This window comes from bacterium (assembly GCA_020444065.1).
Classification (GTDB): domain Bacteria; phylum Sumerlaeota; class Sumerlaeia; order SLMS01; family JAHLLQ01; genus JAHLLQ01.
Genome location: JAHLLQ010000001.1, coordinates 936,915 through 955,917 on the forward strand (window position 1 = coordinate 936,915; position 19,003 = coordinate 955,917).

Consider the following 19,003-nt stretch of genomic DNA (forward strand, 5'->3'; position numbering starts at 1 on the left):
GATGGCTCATGCCGTGATTAGGTCAACGATTCCTTTATCCTTAACATAGTATATGTCCGGGGGCGGAGGTCAAGATGACAATCATTCCAAGTGGCCCCCCGTTTGCAATTCCGACCGACGGAAAACACCGGAATCATCAGGAGGAAGACCAGAAACATGGCCACGGAAACAAAATCCCCCGAGACCCATCAGTTCCAGGCAGAGATCAAGCACCTGCTGGATATCGTCATCAATTCGCTGTACACGCACCGCGAGATCTTCGTACGCGAGCTCATCTCCAACGCCGCCGACGCGCTGGAGCGATTCCGCCATGAACAATTGGTAAATAAAGACTTACAATACGACAAGGCACCGCTGGAGATCCACATCGATCTCGACAAGGAGGCTAAGACCTTCCGCATTACGGACACCGGCGACGGCATGACGCGAGAGCAGTTGGCCGAGAATCTCGGTACCATCGCTCACTCTGGAACGCGCTCTTTCCTGTCCCGCCTGGCCGACAGTGCCCAGCAGGACGTCAACCTGATCGGGCAGTTCGGCGTGGGCTTCTACAGCGCCTTCATGGTGGCCAAGAAGGTTACAGTCGAAACCAAGTCGTATCATCCCGACTCACCCGGCTGGCGCTGGGAGAGCGATGGCGCCGGCGAGTACACCATCTCCCCCGCCGAGGACCTGCCGCGCGGCACGCGCATCACAGTCGAGTTGAAGGATGACTGTGAGGAGTACGCCGATGACTTCCGCATCAAGGATGTGGTCCGCCAGTTCTCCAACTTCGTTGCCTTCCCGATCCTGGTGAATTCGGAGAAGGTGAACACGATCCAGGCGATCTGGCTGCGGAACAAGAACGACGTGAAGGACGAGGAATACAACGAATTCTACAAGTTCATCGGCAACTCGACCGATGAACCGAGCTATCGCATGCACTTCTCGGCGGACGCCCCGCTGGCGATCAATGCTCTGTTGTTCGTGCCGAAGGATAACTTCGAACGTTTCGGATTCGGCCGCACGAAGCCGGGCGTGGATCTGCATTGTCGCCGCGTTCTGATCATGAAGCAGCCGGAAGAATTGCTGCCGGAATGGATGCGCTTCGTGAAGGGCGTGATCGATAGCGAAGATCTGCCGCTGAACATCTCGCGCGAGACGCTGCAGGACAGCTCACTGGTTCGCAAGCTGTCGCGCGTAATCACGGGGCGCTTCATTAAGTTCCTGGCCGAGCAAGCGAAGTCCGACGAGGAGAAGTACGCGGAGTTCTTCACGACGTTCGGCGGCTTCATCAAGGAGGGCGCCGCGCAGGACTTCGCGCACCGCGAGGACCTGGCAAAGCTCCTGCGCTTCGAGTCCTCCAAGACCGAAAAGGGCAAGATGACGTCGCTGGCCGAGTATCTCAGCCGCATGGGCGACGATCAGAAGCAGATCTACTACATCAACGGACCGTCGCGCGAAGCGATCGAGGCCGGCCCCTATGTCGAGGCCTTCAAGGCCCGCGATCTGGAAGTTCTCTATCTCTACGAGCCGATCGATGACTTCGTGATGTCGAACCTCGGCACGTTTGAGGAGAAGGAACTCGTTTCCGCCGACCGCGGCGATCTGGAACTGCCGGGTGAAGCGAAGTCTGAGGGCGAGGAGCTTTCCACGGAAGCTGCAGGCGAATTGTGCGGTTGGCTGAAGAGCACCCTTGGCGAGACTCGCGTGCACGAAGTGAAGTCTTCCAAGCGCCTGGTCGACAGCCCGGCTGCGGCAACGACGCAAGGCCCCATGAGCAGCGCGATGCAGCGCATGATGATGTCGATCAACCGCGACAGCGAACTGAACACGCAGTTCCTTAGCCTGGAAATCAACCCGCGGCATGCGCTGGTTCATCGACTGAACGCACTGCGCACGGAGAACGAAGACTTCGCGAAGGACCTGGCCGAGCAGTTGTACGACAACGCGCTGCTGGCGGCGGGGCTTCTGACCGATCCACGCAGTATGGTGGAGCGACTCAACAAACTGCTGGCGAAAGCCGCCGGTGCATGATTCAAGGGGGCGATCTGGAAGACTTCTCGGAGACGCCATGGATCGCCCCCTTCTTTTCCTCTTCCTCCTACTGACGCCGATCGCCCTTATGGCTCAGGGTGTTTCGACCGATCTGGCCGACCCGCCGGACGGCGTGCAAAGCGTCTATTTCTACGATCTCGATGGCGGGCGACGGGGCGCGCCGGTGCTGTCCGGCGATTTCGACGGCGACGGGTTTCCCGACGTGGCCAGCACGCCGTTTTACTCCAGCATGCGCGATAGTCGCGGCAATGTTCTCCGCGCGAACTGCGGCAAGTTGGAGATTATCTTCGGCGATGGAACAATCGAAGGCGAGATCGATACGTTTACGTATATCGGGCGTCGCCTGGTCGCGTGGGGCGCGAGGGATTACGCGCAGCTCGGTCTCGAATTCATCGTCGCGGACTTGAATGGCGATGGATGCGACGACCTTGTTCTCGGCGGTACGCAAGGCACATACGTCGGCGATCCATCGACGCGCGGCGCCGGCGAAGTCGCGATCCTCTTCGGACGCCCGGAATGGGGGAACGCTGTCACCGAGTTGGACATGGCGGACCTGCCGCCGAATCAGCCGGTGCGCTTCTATACCGGCCACGAAATCCTCGATCGTCTCGGTGGTTGGGTGAAGGTCTGGGATCTGGATGACGATGGCTTGCTCGATATCGTGATGAGCATGGACCAGGCGGATGGGCCGGCCAACAGCCGCGATCGCGCGGGCGGCGTGGCGATTGCCTGGGGCATGGATGAGCCGCAAGAGGTCGTCACACATATCGGCGATCCGCAGACGACAGCGACTCTTACCATCATCCATGGACGCGATGCTGCCGACATGCTTGGAGCGACGCATTACGCCGGCGATTGGGACGGAGACGGGAAGATCGATCTTGCCGTCGCGGCAGGCGTGATCCGCAGCGGCCTCGCGAGCATCGATGGGCTCAGCTACAGCGCGAGCGGCGGCGGCGACGGCCCGGATAACATGCGAATCAACGCCGGCGAGGTGTCGGTGTTCTGGAACGCCGCGGAACTGAAGTCGTTTTCGGAAGTGGATCTCGCATCGCTTCCGCCCGAACTGAAACTCTCCACGATCTATGGTCCCTACGCCTCGACGCTCATGGGCGAAGAGGTCGCCAGCGGTGACTTCGATGGCGACGAGATCGAGGATCTGCTGATCGGTGCATTCAACTACGATAACGCGCGAGGAGCCGGCTGGGTGCTGTGGGGGGGGCAAGGCCTTCGCGCGCTCGATGACGTGGATCTCGCGGACGCCCCGACGACGGCGGCGCTTCGCATCGAAGGCCATTGGAGCAATGGCATCAGTGCAGACACGATCGATGCCTTCGATATCAACGGCGATGGTGCGGACGATCTGTTCTGGGCTTCGCCGCAGGCCTCTGCGGGCGGGAAGGCCTTCAATGGGCTGACGCACGTGCTCTTCGGCGGTCCTCAGTGGCGCACAGGACCAAACGCGCGTCTGCTGACAGACTTCGAGACAGGAAGTGTCGGAGACGTGATGTGGACGCGCCTGTTCGCCGCAGACACAGGGGACCTGTTCGCCTACTCCGCTGGCGCGGGAGATCAGAACCTGGATGGCGTGACGGACTATCTGGCGAACTGCATGCAGGGCGACGGCTTCAATAACCAGTACCGCGACGCGAGCGAATACCACGTCTTCGATGGGCACGAACTCGCACGGCGAGCGGCCGCGCCGATGGATGTGCAGACGACGAATTCGCTCGTCATGTGGAGCGCCTCACAGCCCATCTTCGGGCCGGTTGTGCGCTACGAGGTGCTGGCGAAAGATCTGTCCGACGATTCGAGCACGATCGTGCCCACAGACGGCCCCGCGACGGAGTTCACCTACGATCCCGCGGCTCTGGCCCCTTCGGCGGTTCGCTCAGCGATGCAGCGCAACGAAACCTCCGTCTGGGTCCCAGTCCCTGGCGGCCCAGAGATCCCCACGCCCACACCAACGCCCGCGGCGCCGTCGGGCTGGATGGCGAATTAGTCCGATTCCCCAGCGATTGGGAAGGTAATCGCGACGCTGGTTCCGCCGTTTGCGGCGGGCCAGATGTCGATGGAGCCGCCGTGCGCTTCGATGATGCGGCGCGTGATGGCGAGGCCGAGGCCCGTGCCGCCGTCTCGGCGTGTGAAGAAGGGCTCGAAGGCGTGCTCGGCGTCCTCGGGGCTGATGCCCGGGCCGTTGTCGTGGACAGAGATCTCGATCGGGGCGCGTGGCCCCGGCATCTGGCGGACACGCACGCCGATCTCGGGTTTTGAACTGTCCTTCAGCACCTGACGCGCGTTCATGACGATGTTCAAGATCGCCTGACGGACCTGCTGAGGATCGCCGAGGATCGGGGGCAGCCCGTCCGGAATGTCGGTCTCCACCTTGAAGTTGTCGGCGCCCTTCTTGTGGAAGACGAACTCGACGACTTCGCGCACGGTTCCGCCGACGTCGAATTCCTCCATGCCCTTCACGTTCGGATTCGCAAAATCCAGCATGCGACGGACGATCGTCTCGCAGCGCTCGGCTTCTTTGTGGATGGTCGAGAAATCGTCGTGCGTCGGATCGTCCTCGGGGACGGCTTTTTTCAGGTATTCGGCGTAGGTCTTGATGATCCCGATGGGGTTGTTGATCTCGTGGGCCACACCGGCCGCCAGTTCGCCCAGGGCGGCGAGGCCTTCGGAACGCACGAGGCGCTCGCGCACGCGAATGACCTCGTCCTTCTGCTTGTTCACGATGTCGATGATGAATGTCGCGAGCACCATGATGGCCCAGATCAGCGCAATCCGCAGCAGAATCGCCTTCGCGGCCCCGCTGCCGAGCCCTTCGCCGTACCAGGCCATCGATGCCAGGATGATCAGGCTGATCAGCGAGGCCATGACGAGGTTCTCCATGGGCGTTCGGAAGAGGGCAAACCCCCGCAGGATCAGCAGGAAGTAAAGCAGGTAGTAGTCGCTGACGGGCGACGGGCCCACGGCTGTTGTCGCAATTGTCTGATTCCGGGAATCGAGCCAGATCATGGCGGTGATGAACACCAGGTCCACGACGTACGATGTGTAGACCACTGGGCGGACCTGCTGGGAGGAGATGCGATCGCGCCAGAACAAGTAGTGCTGGGCCGCCGTCGAGGCACCGTAGATGAAGAAGATCGAGAAGACCAGCGTGGAAGGAAGTTCCCAGTCGTGGAGCCAGAGCCAGTAAATCCCCGAAATGAGGAGGATGCCCCATTTCATGGGCAGAATCGCACGGGACTCCACCCGCCCGAGCCATCGGGCGTATTCGCGATCCAGGACACTATCCGGCTGGGCCACGGCAGAGACCTCCGAGACTCCCTGTAGTATGGTTCCGGGATTCGAGGGCGAAAAGCGGAAATGCAATGGGGGTCGCTAACGAATTCATAATGGCGGTGCCGAGAATTCCGGCACGAATCATGAAAGGGGCACTCTTGCCCGCCGAAAGCGTGTGCCCGTCCCCAACTTCTGACGAATTGTGGCAGAAACGCCACATTCCGCCTTGACGGGGGGCCGAAGGTTCCATACCACGCACGCGCTCCGCAGGCAGCAGCGAGATTTCGCTCCGCTCGCGTTTCTTGGCCCGGGGCACTTTTTTATGCCCGGCGGCGCCTCTCCGGCGGACCCCAGAACGCAGAAACCAAACCCTGAAGGATAGAAGAGAAGATGGCGAAGAGAACGCATTTGAGCAAGATTCGCAACATCGGCATCATGGCCCACATCGATGCCGGGAAGACCACGACCACGGAACGCATCCTGTTCTACACCGGCAAGTCCTATAAGATGGGCGAGGTCCACGAGGGCGCCGCCGAGATGGACTGGATGGAGCAGGAGCGCGAGCGCGGCATCACGATTACCTCCGCCGCTACGCGCTGCTACTGGAAAGATCATGAGATCAACATCATCGACACCCCGGGTCACGTGGACTTCACGGTCGAGGTCGAGCGTTCCGTGCGCGTGCTCGATGGCGCGGTCGCCGTCTTCTGCGCCGTCGGGGGCGTCGAGCCCCAGTCCGAAACGGTCTGGCGCCAGGCCGATAAGTACGAAGTACCCCGCCTGGCTTTCGTGAACAAGATGGACCGCATCGGCGCGGACTTCTTCCAGTGCGTGGAGATGATGCGCGAGCGCCTCGCCTGCCATCCGGTTCCGATCCAGATTCCGGTCGGCGCCGAGGATAAGTTCCAGGGGCTGATCGACCTGGTCGACATGCAGGCTCGTATTTGGGATTCGGAAGATGCGACCGGCGCGAACTTCAGCCACGGTCCGATTCCGGACGACCTTAAGGATCTGGCCGAGGAATGGCGCGAGAAGATGCTCGAGGCCATCGCCGACTACGACGATATCTTCGCCGAGAAGTTCCTTGGCGGAACCGACTTCACGCAGGAAGAGCTCCACAAGGGCATCCGCGACGCGACGCTGCGTTGTAAGATCACCCCGGTTCTTTGCGGCTCCGCCTTCAAGAACAAGGGCGTCCAATTGCTGCTGGACTCGGTGATCGAGTACCTTCCGGCCCCTGTCGATGTGAAGCCCGTCAAGGGCCACGACGTCGAAACGAGCGAGGACATGATCCGCAAGGCCAGCGACGAAGAGGCGTTCAGCGCCCTGGCGTTCAAGGTCATGCGCGACCCGAAGGGCGTCGACAAGCTGACCTACATCCGCGTGTACTCGGGTGTGGCGAAGGCTGGTTCCTACGTTTATAACGCGTCCTCCGACCGTAACGAGCGCATCGGACGCATTTACCTGATGCACGCCATCAACCGCGAGAGCGTCGATGAGGCCCGCACGGGCGACATCGTCGCGCTGGTCGGCATGAAGGACGTCCGCACGGGCGACACGCTCTGCGATCCGGACAATCCGATCGAGCTGGAGAAGATGGCGTTCCCCGAGCCGGTGATCTCGATCGCGATCGAGCCGAAGACGAAGGCCGACATGGACAAGATGTCGACTTCGCTGGCTCGCCTCGCCGATGAAGACCCGACGTTCCGCGTCAACGTCGATCACGAAACGAACCAGACGATCCTGCACGGCATGGGCGAGCTTCACCTGGAGATCCTCGTCGATCGTCTGCGCCGCGAATACAAGGTCGAAGCCAACATCGGCCGTCCGCAGGTTGCCTACCGCGAGACGATTACGCGCCAGTCCACGACGCAGGCCAAGTTTGTTCGCCAGTCGGGCGGTCGCGGCCAATACGCCGACGTGCATATGCGCCTCGAGCCGAACGATCCGGGCTACGGCTTCACGTTCAAGGACGAGATCGTCGGCGGCAGCGTTCCCCGCGAATACATCCCCGCCGTCGAGCAGGGTGTGATCGAAGCGATGAACAACGGCGTCCTCGCCGGCTACCCGGTGGTCGATATCAAGGCCGCCCTCTTCGACGGCAGCTACCACGACGTCGACTCTTCGGAAATGGCCTTCAAGATCGCCGGATCGATGGCGTTCAAGGATGCTTGCCGCAAGGCCGGCCCGATCCTGCTCGAGCCCATGATGGCACTCGAGGTCGTTACCCCGGCAGACTACCAGGGCGACGTCATTGGCAACCTGAACCAGCGTCGCGCGAAGATCGAGACGATCACCCAGCGCGGTCACCTTGGCAACATCAAGTGCCTGGCTCCGCTGGCCGAGATGTTTGGCTACGCGACGGACCTGCGTAACATCTCCTCCGGTCGCGCGAACTTCACGATGCAGTTCAGCCACTACGAGCCAGTGCCCGATGCCGTGGCCGAGAAGATCATCGGCGAGCGCCAGGGCACCAACACCCGCAGCACCCGCTAATCCCTGTAGTATCAACAACACACAAACAAGACGGCGCGGACTTCGGTCCGCGCCGTCTTTCTGTTTCAGGGCATTCCCGAATGGCAATAAATGCGTTACAATCGAGAACCGGGACACACTTCTCCCCCGCAAACCCTCCCTTGACCGATGCGGGGCAACGCCATAAACTCCCGGCCGAGTTGTAGCCTGACTTCGGGAGGATCCCCATGAAGCGTTTCGCCCATTTGCTCACCCTCGGATTGCTTGCGGGGGCCGCCGCTCCGCTGGCGGCTCAGAATACTAATCCGCACGCGACGTGGCACTGGCACATGCACCAGCCGATCTACTGGAACGACCAGTTGGAGTCGGGCACAGATCGCTATGAATACGCATGGGATTCGATCCAGGCAACGGATGGCGGGCGCGCCCACCCGGAGAACAACCTCCGCGAGATCTTCGGCAAAGACGATCGCCGCATCGGCTACCAGTGGGGCATGCGAGATTCGCTGGCCGGAATCAGCGGCCATGCCGATTCAGGCGCATCTGTGAGCTACTCAGGAGCGCTGGCGGAGAACGTCGGCAGCCTCGGCGCCGCACAGCAGTTGGGCTATCAGACGAACTGGAGTTCGGCGATCAACGAAGCCAACGAGTGGAACACCACCGACGGTCATCCCCGCATGGACCTTGTGAACTTCTCATTCCATCACGCGCTACTGCCGCTGCACGACGCGGAAACCGTTCGCATGGAACTTCTCCTCCACCGCGAGAAAGTGAAGGAAGTCTGGGGAACGGATGCGCTTTCTCGCGGGCTCTTCCCGACCGAGATGGCGTTCTCGACGCGACTCATTCCGGTGCTGGAAGAAGTTGGCATCGAGTGGTCGATCGTGTCCGGCGAACACATCGCGCGAGCCTGCCCGGATTTCCCGCTCATCCTGGGAACCGGCGGTGTGAATTGCGAACCGCCGAATCCCGCCGATCAGATCAACCCGAACGGCGTGATATTCACTCGCGATCAGATCGATCGCGGATGCAGCCCCGTGAACGCGAACCCGCTTTCCTACCAACCTGCCTATGTGAAGTACATCGATCCGGAAACAGGGACGGAGTCCTCGGTCATTTCCATTCCGGCGGATCAGGTCTGGAGTTGGCGCAACGGTTACGCCGCGCACGATGCGGAATTCATGAAGGATCTAACGGCGCGCAATGATCCCGCGCAGCCATCTCTCGTTCTAATGGCGCACGATGGTGACAACGCCTGGGGCGGCGGCAGCAGCTACTACAATGAAGCCGTGCCGAACTTCGCAAACGACGCCGCCTCAGAGGGGTTTGCCGTCTCGACCATCGAACAGTATCTCGAAGATTTCACGCCCCCAACGTCGAGTGTCATTCACGTCGAGGACGGCGCCTGGGTGAACGCGGACGGTGATTTTGGTTCGCCGACGTACATTAACTGGAACTACCCGTTGCTGGATTCCAGCTACAAGGTCGATCCAATCAACGGCTGGCACGAGAAACCGCGCGATTATGCGATTTTCACGGCGGCGTTGAATCGCGTCCTGACGGCGGAGCAGATGAGCGGGCATACGCCGGATCTCCAGAAGATTCTGCATCCCGATGGATCGACGCACGACGTCGATCGCGCGTGGCATTACTTCCTGGGATCGCTGGACTCAGGGAACGTGTATTACGGCGCTGCGCTCGACATGGAAGTGAAGGCGACGATCGGCTGCAACGAAGCAGTCGAGCATGCTGACGCGATCATCAACGCGCGCCGCGCCGCCGATCTTACGCCTCCGAGCGTCTGGACGTTGCAGCGCTGGCCGTACAATCCGGGTGGACAGAACTTCGGCAACGCACATGGCTACCAGATCTACTACGATGACGGTGACTTCGTGATCTGGACGTTCGCCTCTGATGTGAGCGGCATGCAGAGTGTGAACTTGAAGTACCGCATCGATGTGGACGGAGTGAATCCACTGGACTCGTCGCAGAACGAGACGTTCGCCGGTGGCGCAGAAGGAGGCGAATGGCAGACACTGGCGATGAATCAGCGCACATTCCCCAAAGACGATCCGACAAATAACCCAAGCCTGGACTTCTTCGAACTGCCTGATTACATCGCCGATCACTACAGCGTGGAAGTCAAAGATCTGCGCGATGTATTGATCGACTATTACGTGGAAGCCACCGACACCGCCGGTAACGTGAAGAAGACGGACATCTATCACGTCTACATCGGCGATGGCAGTGGGAGCGGTGGAGAAGAAACCGATCGCGTGACACTCGATCCCAATCCGCCTCAGGCAGGACAGACACTGACAATCACGTACGATGCGTCGAGCACATCGCTGGATGGTGCGGCAGATGTCTGCATCCATCGCGGCAAGAACGACTGGCAGTCGCTCGTGGACGAGCCGATGACGCATGTCGCGGGCAACGATTGGATCACGACGATTACGCTCGATGCGGACACGAGCCAACTCGACTTCGTCTTCAACGACTGCGTGCCGAATGTGTGGGATAACAACGGCGGCAACGACTGGCACTTTGCCGTCGAGGGAAGTACGCAACCCACGCCGACGCCCACCCCCACTCCAGGACCGGATCAGCCTTTCGTAATGGATGGAACAATCGATGCCGCCGCTTGCGAGATCACCGGCGGTCTCTACCTGGCCGTTGCCGAGGGCTGGCTCTATATCGCAACCGACCAGGTGACTTCGGTCGACGGATTCCTGTACGTGTCTGCAGATCCGTCGACGCTGCAAAGCGCCAACTGGGGCAAAGCCGGACAAGTCGGCAAGTGGGACTACTTCCTGGCCGCCGAATCGAACAATGATTATAGTTCGTGGTTTAGCAGCAACCAGACGGGATTGACCGACGACTCGAACCTCTACGTGCACGCTCGGAGTGGCACCATCCTGGAAGGTGCAATCCGTCTATCCCTGATTGGAGAGACCGAAACCTACGCGGCGCTGGGTCTGTTTGGCACAAACGACAGCGAGCCACTGCTCGGCCAGGCGCCCGCCAGTCTCGATTCAGATGGGGATCTCGATGGCGCGGAATACCGCCACATCGTGGTCGGACTGAGTCCCTGTCAGGATGGGCCGATCCCGAACGGATGGATCCTTCGATAGGAAATGGCACGAAATTCTCTCCGGGTATTGGTGAGATACCCGGAGGTCTCGTGCCCGATGACAGCCGAAGCAGTATCGCAACCACGGCAAGAGCCGCGACATCCCAACAAGGTAACGGGTCGGCGCTTGCTGATCACGAGCCTGATCCTGCTCGCTTTGATGGTCCTGTGGGGGCTCTTTATTGGGGGGAGTCTGCGGGCAGACGAAGTAATCAGCGGCTCGATGATTCCAACTCTGCAAATTGGCGATCGCCTGATTGTACGCGAGTGCACTGACTGCACTCCAGACCGCGGCCAGATCGTTGTCATTGAGGCGCCCGATGGCAATGGCCCCAACATGGTGAAACGCGTTGCCGCGGTTCCTGGGGACATGGTCGTCGTTGTGAATCACATGGCGTACATCAATCGAAAGCCATCGCGTTCGGAGCTCGAAAGCCGTGGGGCGTGGCCTCCCAGCTACGTGAAGGGCTACATGCTGGGCGAGGATGAGTACTTCGTTCTCGGCGATAATGGCGACAACAGTTGGGATTCCATCTATTTCGGCCCGATCAAAGGCGAGACCATTGTTGGCAAGCCCCTCCTGCGCTATGCTCCCCTGACGCGGTTCGGCTCTGTCTGAAGAATCTACTTACAAACATCCCCATAATCACCAGTTCACCATGACTTTCTTTTCTGGAGGGCAGCCGTCGACTGGAGTTGACAGTCGGCCTCCTGCTCCGGAAACTGCTCCGCTTCGCATGTCTAAGGAGAAATAAGATCGATGGTAGAAAAAGTGACCAAGAAAACCAAGAAGCCGGCCGCAAAGGCCAAGAAGGCCGCCGGCTCAAAGAAAGCCGCCGCTTCTCAGAAGAAGTCCGTCGGCCCGAAGGTGAAGATTACCCTTCCAGGCGGGAACTCCATTCGCGTGCCGCTCAATACGCCGGCCGGTGAAGCGATGAAACTCGGCAAAGTCGAGGCGCCGTACCCGATCGTTGCGGTGCGTTTCCGCAACAAAGTTTATTCGATGGAGCGCCCGCTCGATAAGGCGGGTCTGCTCGAGCCCGTTCACCTGGGCAGCCGCGACGGAATGCTGATCTATCGCCGCAGCTTGAGCTTCGTTCTGATCCGTGCAGTCACCGAACTGTTCCCGGATCTGCGCATTTATATCAATCACTCGCTCGACCAGGGCTACTACTGCGAGTTGTACTGTGAGCAGTATCAGAAGGACGGCCCGGTGCAGGTCAGCGAAGTCGATATGCGCTCGATCGAAAGGCGGATGCAGGAAATCATCGACGCCGATGAGCCCATCCAGCGCGGCGAGTATCCTTTGGAGAAGGCGATCAAGATCTTTGAAGAGGCGGAACTGCACGACAAGGTCGAGTTGCTGAAGTACAGTGCGTCCGGCCCGGTGTCAGTGTACCAGCTCGGCAGCGAGATCAACCACTTCTACGGCCAACTCGCGCCCTCGACGGGCTATCTGAAGACGTTCGAATTGCAAACGGTCGAACCCGGTTTTGTGCTGCGTTTTCCGACGATCAGCAAACCGCTCGATACGCCGCCGTTCGTTCACCAGGAGAAGATGTTCGGCGTTCTGAGCGAATACGAGCGCTGGATGCGAATCCTCGAGTGGCGCACGGTTCCGAACTTGAATGCGCTGATCGATGCCGGGCGCGTTCGGGAGTACATCCTGATCGCGGAAGCGCTGCACGAGAAGCGCCTGGCTGCGATCGCCGACCGAATCACGACGCACGAACGTCGCCCGCGTATCATCCTTCTGTCCGGCCCATCGTCCTCCGGCAAGACGACCAGCATGAAGCGTCTGGCGATTCAGTTGCGCGTGAACGGAAAACGCCCGGTCGTCGTGAACCTTGACGACTTCTTCGTCAACCGCGAGGACACCCCGCGCGACGAAAAGGGCGAGTACGATTTTGAGTCGTTCCACGCAATCGACGTGGCACGTCTGCAGGAAGCGATTCGCGGATTGCTGCGAGGCGAGAGGGTTCAACTGCCGAAGTTCAACTTCCAGAAAGGTCGCAGCGGTCCGGGCGAGACCATGCAAATCGATGAGGATCAACTGATCTTGCTCGAAGGCATTCACGGCCTAAACGACAACCTGCTGCCGACGATTCCGGATGGCTTGAAGTTCAAGATCTACGCAAGCCCTCTGACGCACTTGAACATCGACGATCACAACCGAATCCCTTCCAGCGACGCGCGGTTGATCCGTCGACTGGTGCGCGATTTCAACTATCGTGGTTACGACGCGGTGCAGACACTGAAGCGTTGGCCGTCGGTGCGCCGTGGTGAAGAGAAGAACATCTTCCCGTACCAGGAAAACGCCGACGTGATCTTCAACTCGGCACTTCCGTACGAGATCGCCGCACTGAAGACCTTTGCTCAGGCCGTCCTCAAGCGCGTCAAGCGCAGCGACCCGGAAATGAGCGAGGCTGCGCGCCTGATGAAATTCCTGTCTTACTTCCGCGAGATCGATCCAGACTTCGTCCCGCGTCATTCACTGCTGCGCGAGTTCATCGGTGGATCGTGCTTCACGTACTGATGCAAACGAACAAACGCTGAATCAAAGGCGCCCTGGAAACGGGGCGCCTTGTTATTTGGCGTACTTCTCGAGAACCTTCTGCCGTTCCTCTTCCGACAGCGAAGCGATGTACTTCTTCCAGCCGGGGCACCACTTCGTATGCCACTTCCAGAGCCTCGCAAGAATGGACGCTGGGTTGTCGTCGTACTTCGATCGCAGTGTGCAGTTTTCGCAAGCCATGGCCCTTTCCTCTCCTCACAATGGGCTGGCTCAATGAGATGCCGCGTTCAGTCCTGGGGCGACAGGAATCTCGCAATTCGGCATGTGCCGGCAATGGGGTGGTCGATTCGTTTCTTCTTGCGACGGTGAAGAGTGTCCGCCAAGGCTGAAGGTACTGGCAGATTGGGGGAAAGAAGGAGAACTCGATGGCCTCGGCACCCACGATACCGATTTACCAGACGAACGGCGACCACGCGGGCGAAAAGATCGACGAGATCTTCGCACCGCCGGAGTTCTTCGCGCTCGCGACAGCCATCAGCTACGTCCTAAAGGAGTTCCGAACCCAGAAGGATGGCGGTGCCCTCCGCATCGTCTCGGGGTTCGATCGCATCGTCTCGGGCAAACGGGCCGAGATGAATGCCATGTTCACATGGTACTGTGCCGTAGCTGCGGAGCATGCTCTGCTGCAAGGAAACGAGTCTTGGGAGGCGTCGCCGGAGGATTTTCATGAAGATGCCCGGATCTTCCTGGCGCGAGTCTTCCTCGCGGAGCCCTTCCTTTCCCCAACAGTTGTGAATCTATACACGAACCTCTTCTTGCTCCTCAAATCCCTGATTACCAAGGCCGGGAGTGAGATGGGCGAAGAGGGCGCCATCAAGAGGATCTTCTGCGCCGTGCCCCGTCTCGTGACCAATTCGATGAAGCCTCAATACATCAAGGCATTCGATGCTGACATCGCTCTCGCCGCCAAGGAACGGATCGATCTGCTGCTGCACTTCTGCCACAAAGTGGAGTCGGGGAACCTCGAGTACTGCTTCTGCCGCCCCGACCGCATCAAAGAGAAACCCAACCTCTCGCAGTACATGTCTTGAGACTGGGATTTGGGATCGCATGGGCGCGGCCTCACAGAATCACTTTCTTGCTTCTTGCCGATTGGCTTTTCTTGACAGTGTTCCGCTGAAACAGATCGAGTGGCGCTTAGCCCTGCCCATCCGCAGGGCCCGGCGGGGATGGCGGCCCTGCCCGATATTGCCCGGCTGCCGCCAATTCGTTCGTGGCCGAAGGAGCACCTCACCCAATGGATATGTACGTCGTCGAAGGAGGACAGCCGCTTCGCGGCACAGTCTTCGTCAGCGGCTCGAAGAACGCCTGCCTGCCGCTGATGTGTGCGGCATTGCTGGCGGATGGCCAGACCGTTCTGGAGAATGTTCCGGATCTCCGCGACATCCGATCGATGATCTCGCTGTTGGAGCATTTGAACGCCAAGGTGGTGTTCAAGAACAGTCGCCTCGTGATCGATTCGCGCCAGTTCGATACCGACTGGGTCCCGTACGAAATGATGCGGAAGATGCGTGCGTCCATGTACGCCTTCGGACCGACGATCGCCCGGCTCCAGCGGGCCGCGGTTTCGAAGCCGGGTGGATGCAACATCGGCAACCGCCCGATCGACCTCCACCTTAAGGGCTTCCGCGCCCTCGGCGTTGAGATGGTCGAACGCAAAGGCTACGTCCATGCCCGCCACAACGGCCTGAAGGGCGCCGAGATGTCGCTGCTGGGCCCGAATGGTTCCTCAGTCGGTGCCACCTGCAACGTTCTGATGGCCGCCGTTCTGGCCGAGGGCCGCACCGTAATCAATGGCGCCGCCCGCGAACCGGAAGTGGTCGAGTTGGCGAATTTCCTGACCGCCATGGGCGCCCAGATTGACGGCGTCGGCACCGAAACTCTGACGATCGACGGCGTCGAACACCTGGAACCGGTCAAGTGGCGTGTGATGCCCGATCGCATCGAAGCCGCGACGTTCGCTGCTGCCGCGCTGATGACCGACGGCGATGTCCTGCTGCAGAATATCAACGGCACCGACATGACCTCCACGCTGTGGGCGCTTCGTAACTGGGGCGCGGAAATCACGCACACCTCGGAAACGTCGATGCGGGTCCGTCGCACCGAGGGCGAGCCCGGCAACCCGCTCCACTTGGTTACGGAGCCCTATCCGGGCCTTCCGACGGATGTCCAGCCGGCGCTCGTGGCCCTGCTCGGGCTGACCCCCGGCTCGTCAACGGTTCGCGAGACGATCTACTTCGATCGCTTTATGCACGTCGAAGAGCTCAACCGCCTGGGCGGCAGCATGCGCCGCGAAGGCTCGATGGTGGCGATCGAGGGCGCAAAGCAATACGAGGGCGCCGCGGTGATGGCGTCCGACCTGCGCGCCGGAGCGGCGCTGGTGCTGGCGGCCCTTTCCGCTAAGGGCGAAAGCCAGGTTCGCCGCATCTACCACGTCGAACGCGGCTACGAGCGCTTCGAGCAGAAGCTCGCTTCTCTGGGAGCCAAGATTCGCCGCGCCGAAGAACAGGAACGCGACCCCGGCCTGGATATCTGGGAAGAGAACGAGACTGAAGCCGGCCTCTCCGAGGTCGAAACCCAGGCGTAGGCCCCCTGCCACACAGAACGAAAAGCAATCTCGCCCCCCGCTTCCCCGGGGGGCGTTCTTTGTCCTCATGACTCCTCACCGGCTTCTAGCTTGACCTCTCGGCGGAAGACTGCCATCTGCATATTGTCTCAAGTATCTTGGTGGGAGGAGAAAGACATGAAGTTCCTGTCGTGCATGACCGCTCTTCTATTTGTCACGATCGCGCCCGCATGGGCGCAGATGACCTGGGAGGACCTGGAGATCACGGGTGCTACTGTGCGAGGGGATAACCTCGTTGTAGACCCATCCGATCCGAACCACATCTACTTTGTCGCCACAATCGGGGGTGAATGGCCGCCCTACCTCTTCGAGAGCAAGGATGGGGCGGCGACTTGGCAGAAGGTCATGGATGTCGGTGTGACGGATTGGAGCGGGACGTTTCGGGAGGTACACTTTCTTCCCGGAGATCCGAACACCATCTATGTCGGGCGACACATCAGCACCGATGGCGGCCAAACGTGGGAGTATCACGGTTTTTCGACTCCGATCTACGCAATTCACCCGAGCGATCCCGACATCATGTATCGCAAGAATCACTACGATTGGCGCGAACCATACTACCCCTTCATGCGTACAACCGACGGCGGCGCCACGTGGGATGAAGTCGGCCCAGTGCCAGAAAGTGGGGTTGGAACTCCCACGTCAATCGCGCTCGATCCGAACGACACGGACGTTCTGTATTGTACTCTGTTGAGCTACGAAGGGGTCGGGGCGATCGATAACTTCGGCGTCTTCAAGTCAATCGACGGTGGGGACACTTGGGCCAAGACTCCGCTGCATTCCATCCTTCATGAATCGCTGCTGGATCGAGTCGTGATCGATCCAGGCGACTCCACACGGTTGCTGGCAAGCGTCTGGGGAGGAGGCGGAGGAATCTATCTTTCAGAGGATTCGGGGGACTCCTGGACGGAAACGCACTATGGGGCCATCATGTACCTTCTGCCAGATCCCTATGTCGCGAGCCGATTCTATGCCTTCTCTGATCGAACCGATGTCCTGAATTCGACAGTGCATCTCAGCTACGATGGCGGCCAAACCTGGGATGATCAGTGTACGCACCTGCCGGAATTGGCTCAGCGTGTTCGTGCCGCCGCCATGCCCACGACTGGGACACTGCTGGCTGCGATGGACCATGACAACGGCGTGAGCAAGAGCACCGATCAGGGTATGACATGGCAACTTATGAACGAGGGCCTTTCGGCAATCAACGTCTCCGATGTCTATGTCCATCCGGAGAACCCCGATCTGGTCTTCCTCGGGACACAGCGCGGAGCATTCCGCGCCGACATGGGCACCTGGTCGCAAGGCGATCCGGTCGACTGGGAGATCGTCACGGATTCCAGATACGAGGCCACGACGCTGACAGCGCTGCCGGGAACCGGGGGCGAGATGCTCTGCACTGGGTTCAGTTGGATTCATCAGAGCCTGGACTATGGTGAGACCTGGAGTAACATCTACAATGCGGGACCCGGCGACAAGACGACCTACTTGAACTCGATCTATGCCTCGGAGAACGACCCCGGTCGTGTGATCTTCGCCGGCGCAGATTGGGACAGCAAAGTGGCTAAGCTGCTCACCTCCGGAAGCAGTGGGACGGCGCCCTACACGATTGCTGCTCCCGCCGGAATCGGGACAATCAGTTGGATGGAATGGGGTCCGGTCGGGAATTCGCGGATTCTGTACGCAGGATGCAAGTCGATCTACGGGTATCCCGGCGGCATCTTGCGCAGCATGGATGAGGGAGATACGTGGGAAGTTCTCTCCGGCTACCAGGGCGAGATGTACTACTTCTATGGCCACAGCATTGCGGTGGATCCAAACAATGGGAATGTGGTCTATGCCGGCAATGGAAGCGGGGGGTACACCGATGGCGGTGATTGGTGGGCCGGCCTGACCGGAGAACTCCCGATCTGGCTCCAGCTCGAACGGTCTGGCAACGATTTCACCGCGAGATTGTCGAGCGACGGCTCAACGTGGCAGGATTACGGGAGCCTGAATATGGACCTGCCGAGCGATGTCTATGTCGGTCTCGCGGTCTCTGCCAATTTCGACAATGTCTCCACGACCGCGACCTTCGAAAACGTCACATGGGCAACGGCGGCGCCATGGAGCAACATGGACATCGGGGAGCACACCAAATCCGGTGGAGTGATCGAGACCGCGGGACAGTATGAAATCACTGCGTATGGGCATGAAATCTACGGCCGCCAGGATGCGTTCCACTATGCCTATCAACAGCTCTCGGGCGATGGCGTCATCACGGCTCGCCTTGTCGGATTTGCAGATGTAACAGCATGGTCGAAGGCAGGATTGATGGTTCGCGAGACGCTGACAGCCGGCTCCAGGAATGTGTTTGCAGGCGTCGCCGGGAATGAGACGCTGATGCTGCAACAACGCAGCAAGTCCACAGACGTCTTGTTCCTTGAGAAATCCGTCGATGCCGGGGATACCTGGGAAGACATCGGCCCGGCGCTGGAGGAAGGTCAGGTCTACGAGGTCATTCGTGACATCGAGATCGACCCATCGGACTCGTCCCACATTTTCTTCACAACGGGATCGAGGATCTACGAGAGCACCGATGCGGGCGATTCCTGGACTCTGCTCGAAGAGGGCCTCGATAGCGTTGGAGTCATTGAGTACCAGCCTCCCAGCGCTCGAAGAAGCCCGTCGGGCCTTCTATTCGCAGCCTTCGGCGGATCAGTATCCGTTGCCGAACTGGCGGCCGTTGCGTCAGCCGATCCCAACGGGTGGATGCTCTACGAATAGACGCGAAGTCGTCCCGGGCAATCGATAAGATGCCCGGGACGATGCGCATCGATGCTGACATTCCGCGCGTCGCCGTCATGGCGGTGTGATAAGAGTTCTTGGC

The 19,003-nt window shown here is 60.0% G+C and carries 11 protein-coding genes; 9 read left to right on the forward strand and 2 right to left on the reverse strand.

Annotation, left to right across the window (positions count from 1 at the left end; all coding sequences use genetic code 11):
* Positions 1-156: 156 nt before the first annotated feature.
* Both htpG and KQI84_03325 read left to right on the forward strand, forming a co-directional pair.
* Complete coding sequence (gene htpG, locus KQI84_03320; GenBank protein MCB2153890.1) at positions 157-2,016, forward strand: molecular chaperone HtpG; 1,860 nt, start codon at positions 157-159, stop codon at positions 2,014-2,016.
* A 37-nt stretch (positions 2,017-2,053) separates the two neighbouring features.
* Positions 2,054-4,039, forward strand: coding sequence for an FG-GAP repeat protein (locus KQI84_03325; protein ID MCB2153891.1), 1,986 nt, complete (start codon positions 2,054-2,056; stop codon positions 4,037-4,039).
* Here the strand turns inward: KQI84_03325 and KQI84_03330 are convergent.
* Complete coding sequence (locus KQI84_03330; protein ID MCB2153892.1) at positions 4,036-5,349, reverse strand: hypothetical protein; 1,314 nt, start codon at positions 5,347-5,349, stop codon at positions 4,036-4,038. The two genes, KQI84_03325 and KQI84_03330, sit on opposite strands and share 4 nt — an antisense overlap.
* A gap of 366 nt (positions 5,350-5,715) precedes the next feature.
* Between KQI84_03330 and fusA the strand changes: the two genes are divergently transcribed.
* The 4 genes from fusA (at position 5,716) to KQI84_03350 (ending at position 13,469) form a co-directional block, all read left to right on the forward strand.
* Entirely contained in the window at positions 5,716-7,821 is a 2,106-nt protein-coding gene (fusA, locus tag KQI84_03335) for an elongation factor G (GenBank protein MCB2153893.1), read from the forward strand.
* 206 nt (positions 7,822-8,027) lie between these two features.
* Entirely contained in the window at positions 8,028-10,934 is a 2,907-nt protein-coding gene (locus KQI84_03340; GenBank protein ID MCB2153894.1) for a hypothetical protein, read from the forward strand.
* A gap of 57 nt (positions 10,935-10,991) precedes the next feature.
* Positions 10,992-11,552: a signal peptidase I gene (gene lepB, locus KQI84_03345; GenBank protein MCB2153895.1), complete on the forward strand. Its 561-nt coding sequence runs from the start codon at positions 10,992-10,994 to the stop codon at positions 11,550-11,552.
* Positions 11,553-11,705: 153 nt separating this feature from the next.
* Positions 11,706-13,469: a nucleoside kinase gene (locus KQI84_03350; protein ID MCB2153896.1), complete on the forward strand. Its 1,764-nt coding sequence runs from the start codon at positions 11,706-11,708 to the stop codon at positions 13,467-13,469.
* 51 nt (positions 13,470-13,520) lie between these two features.
* Here KQI84_03350 and KQI84_03355 read toward each other — a convergent pair whose 3' ends face one another.
* Positions 13,521-13,688 (reverse strand): hypothetical protein, encoded by a 168-nt coding sequence (locus KQI84_03355; GenBank protein ID MCB2153897.1) that lies wholly within the window; start codon positions 13,686-13,688, stop codon positions 13,521-13,523.
* Between the two features lie 185 nt (positions 13,689-13,873).
* Between KQI84_03355 and KQI84_03360 the strand changes: the two genes are divergently transcribed.
* From KQI84_03360 to KQI84_03370, 3 genes are all read left to right on the forward strand, one after another.
* Complete coding sequence (locus KQI84_03360; GenBank protein ID MCB2153898.1) at positions 13,874-14,539, forward strand: hypothetical protein; 666 nt, start codon at positions 13,874-13,876, stop codon at positions 14,537-14,539.
* 206 nt (positions 14,540-14,745) lie between these two features.
* Positions 14,746-16,095: a UDP-N-acetylglucosamine 1-carboxyvinyltransferase gene (gene murA, locus KQI84_03365; GenBank protein ID MCB2153899.1), complete on the forward strand. Its 1,350-nt coding sequence runs from the start codon at positions 14,746-14,748 to the stop codon at positions 16,093-16,095.
* 156 nt (positions 16,096-16,251) lie between these two features.
* Positions 16,252-18,900, forward strand: a complete 2,649-nt coding sequence (locus KQI84_03370; GenBank protein ID MCB2153900.1) for a hypothetical protein — start codon at positions 16,252-16,254, stop codon at positions 18,898-18,900.
* The last annotated feature ends 103 nt before the right edge of the window (positions 18,901-19,003 follow it).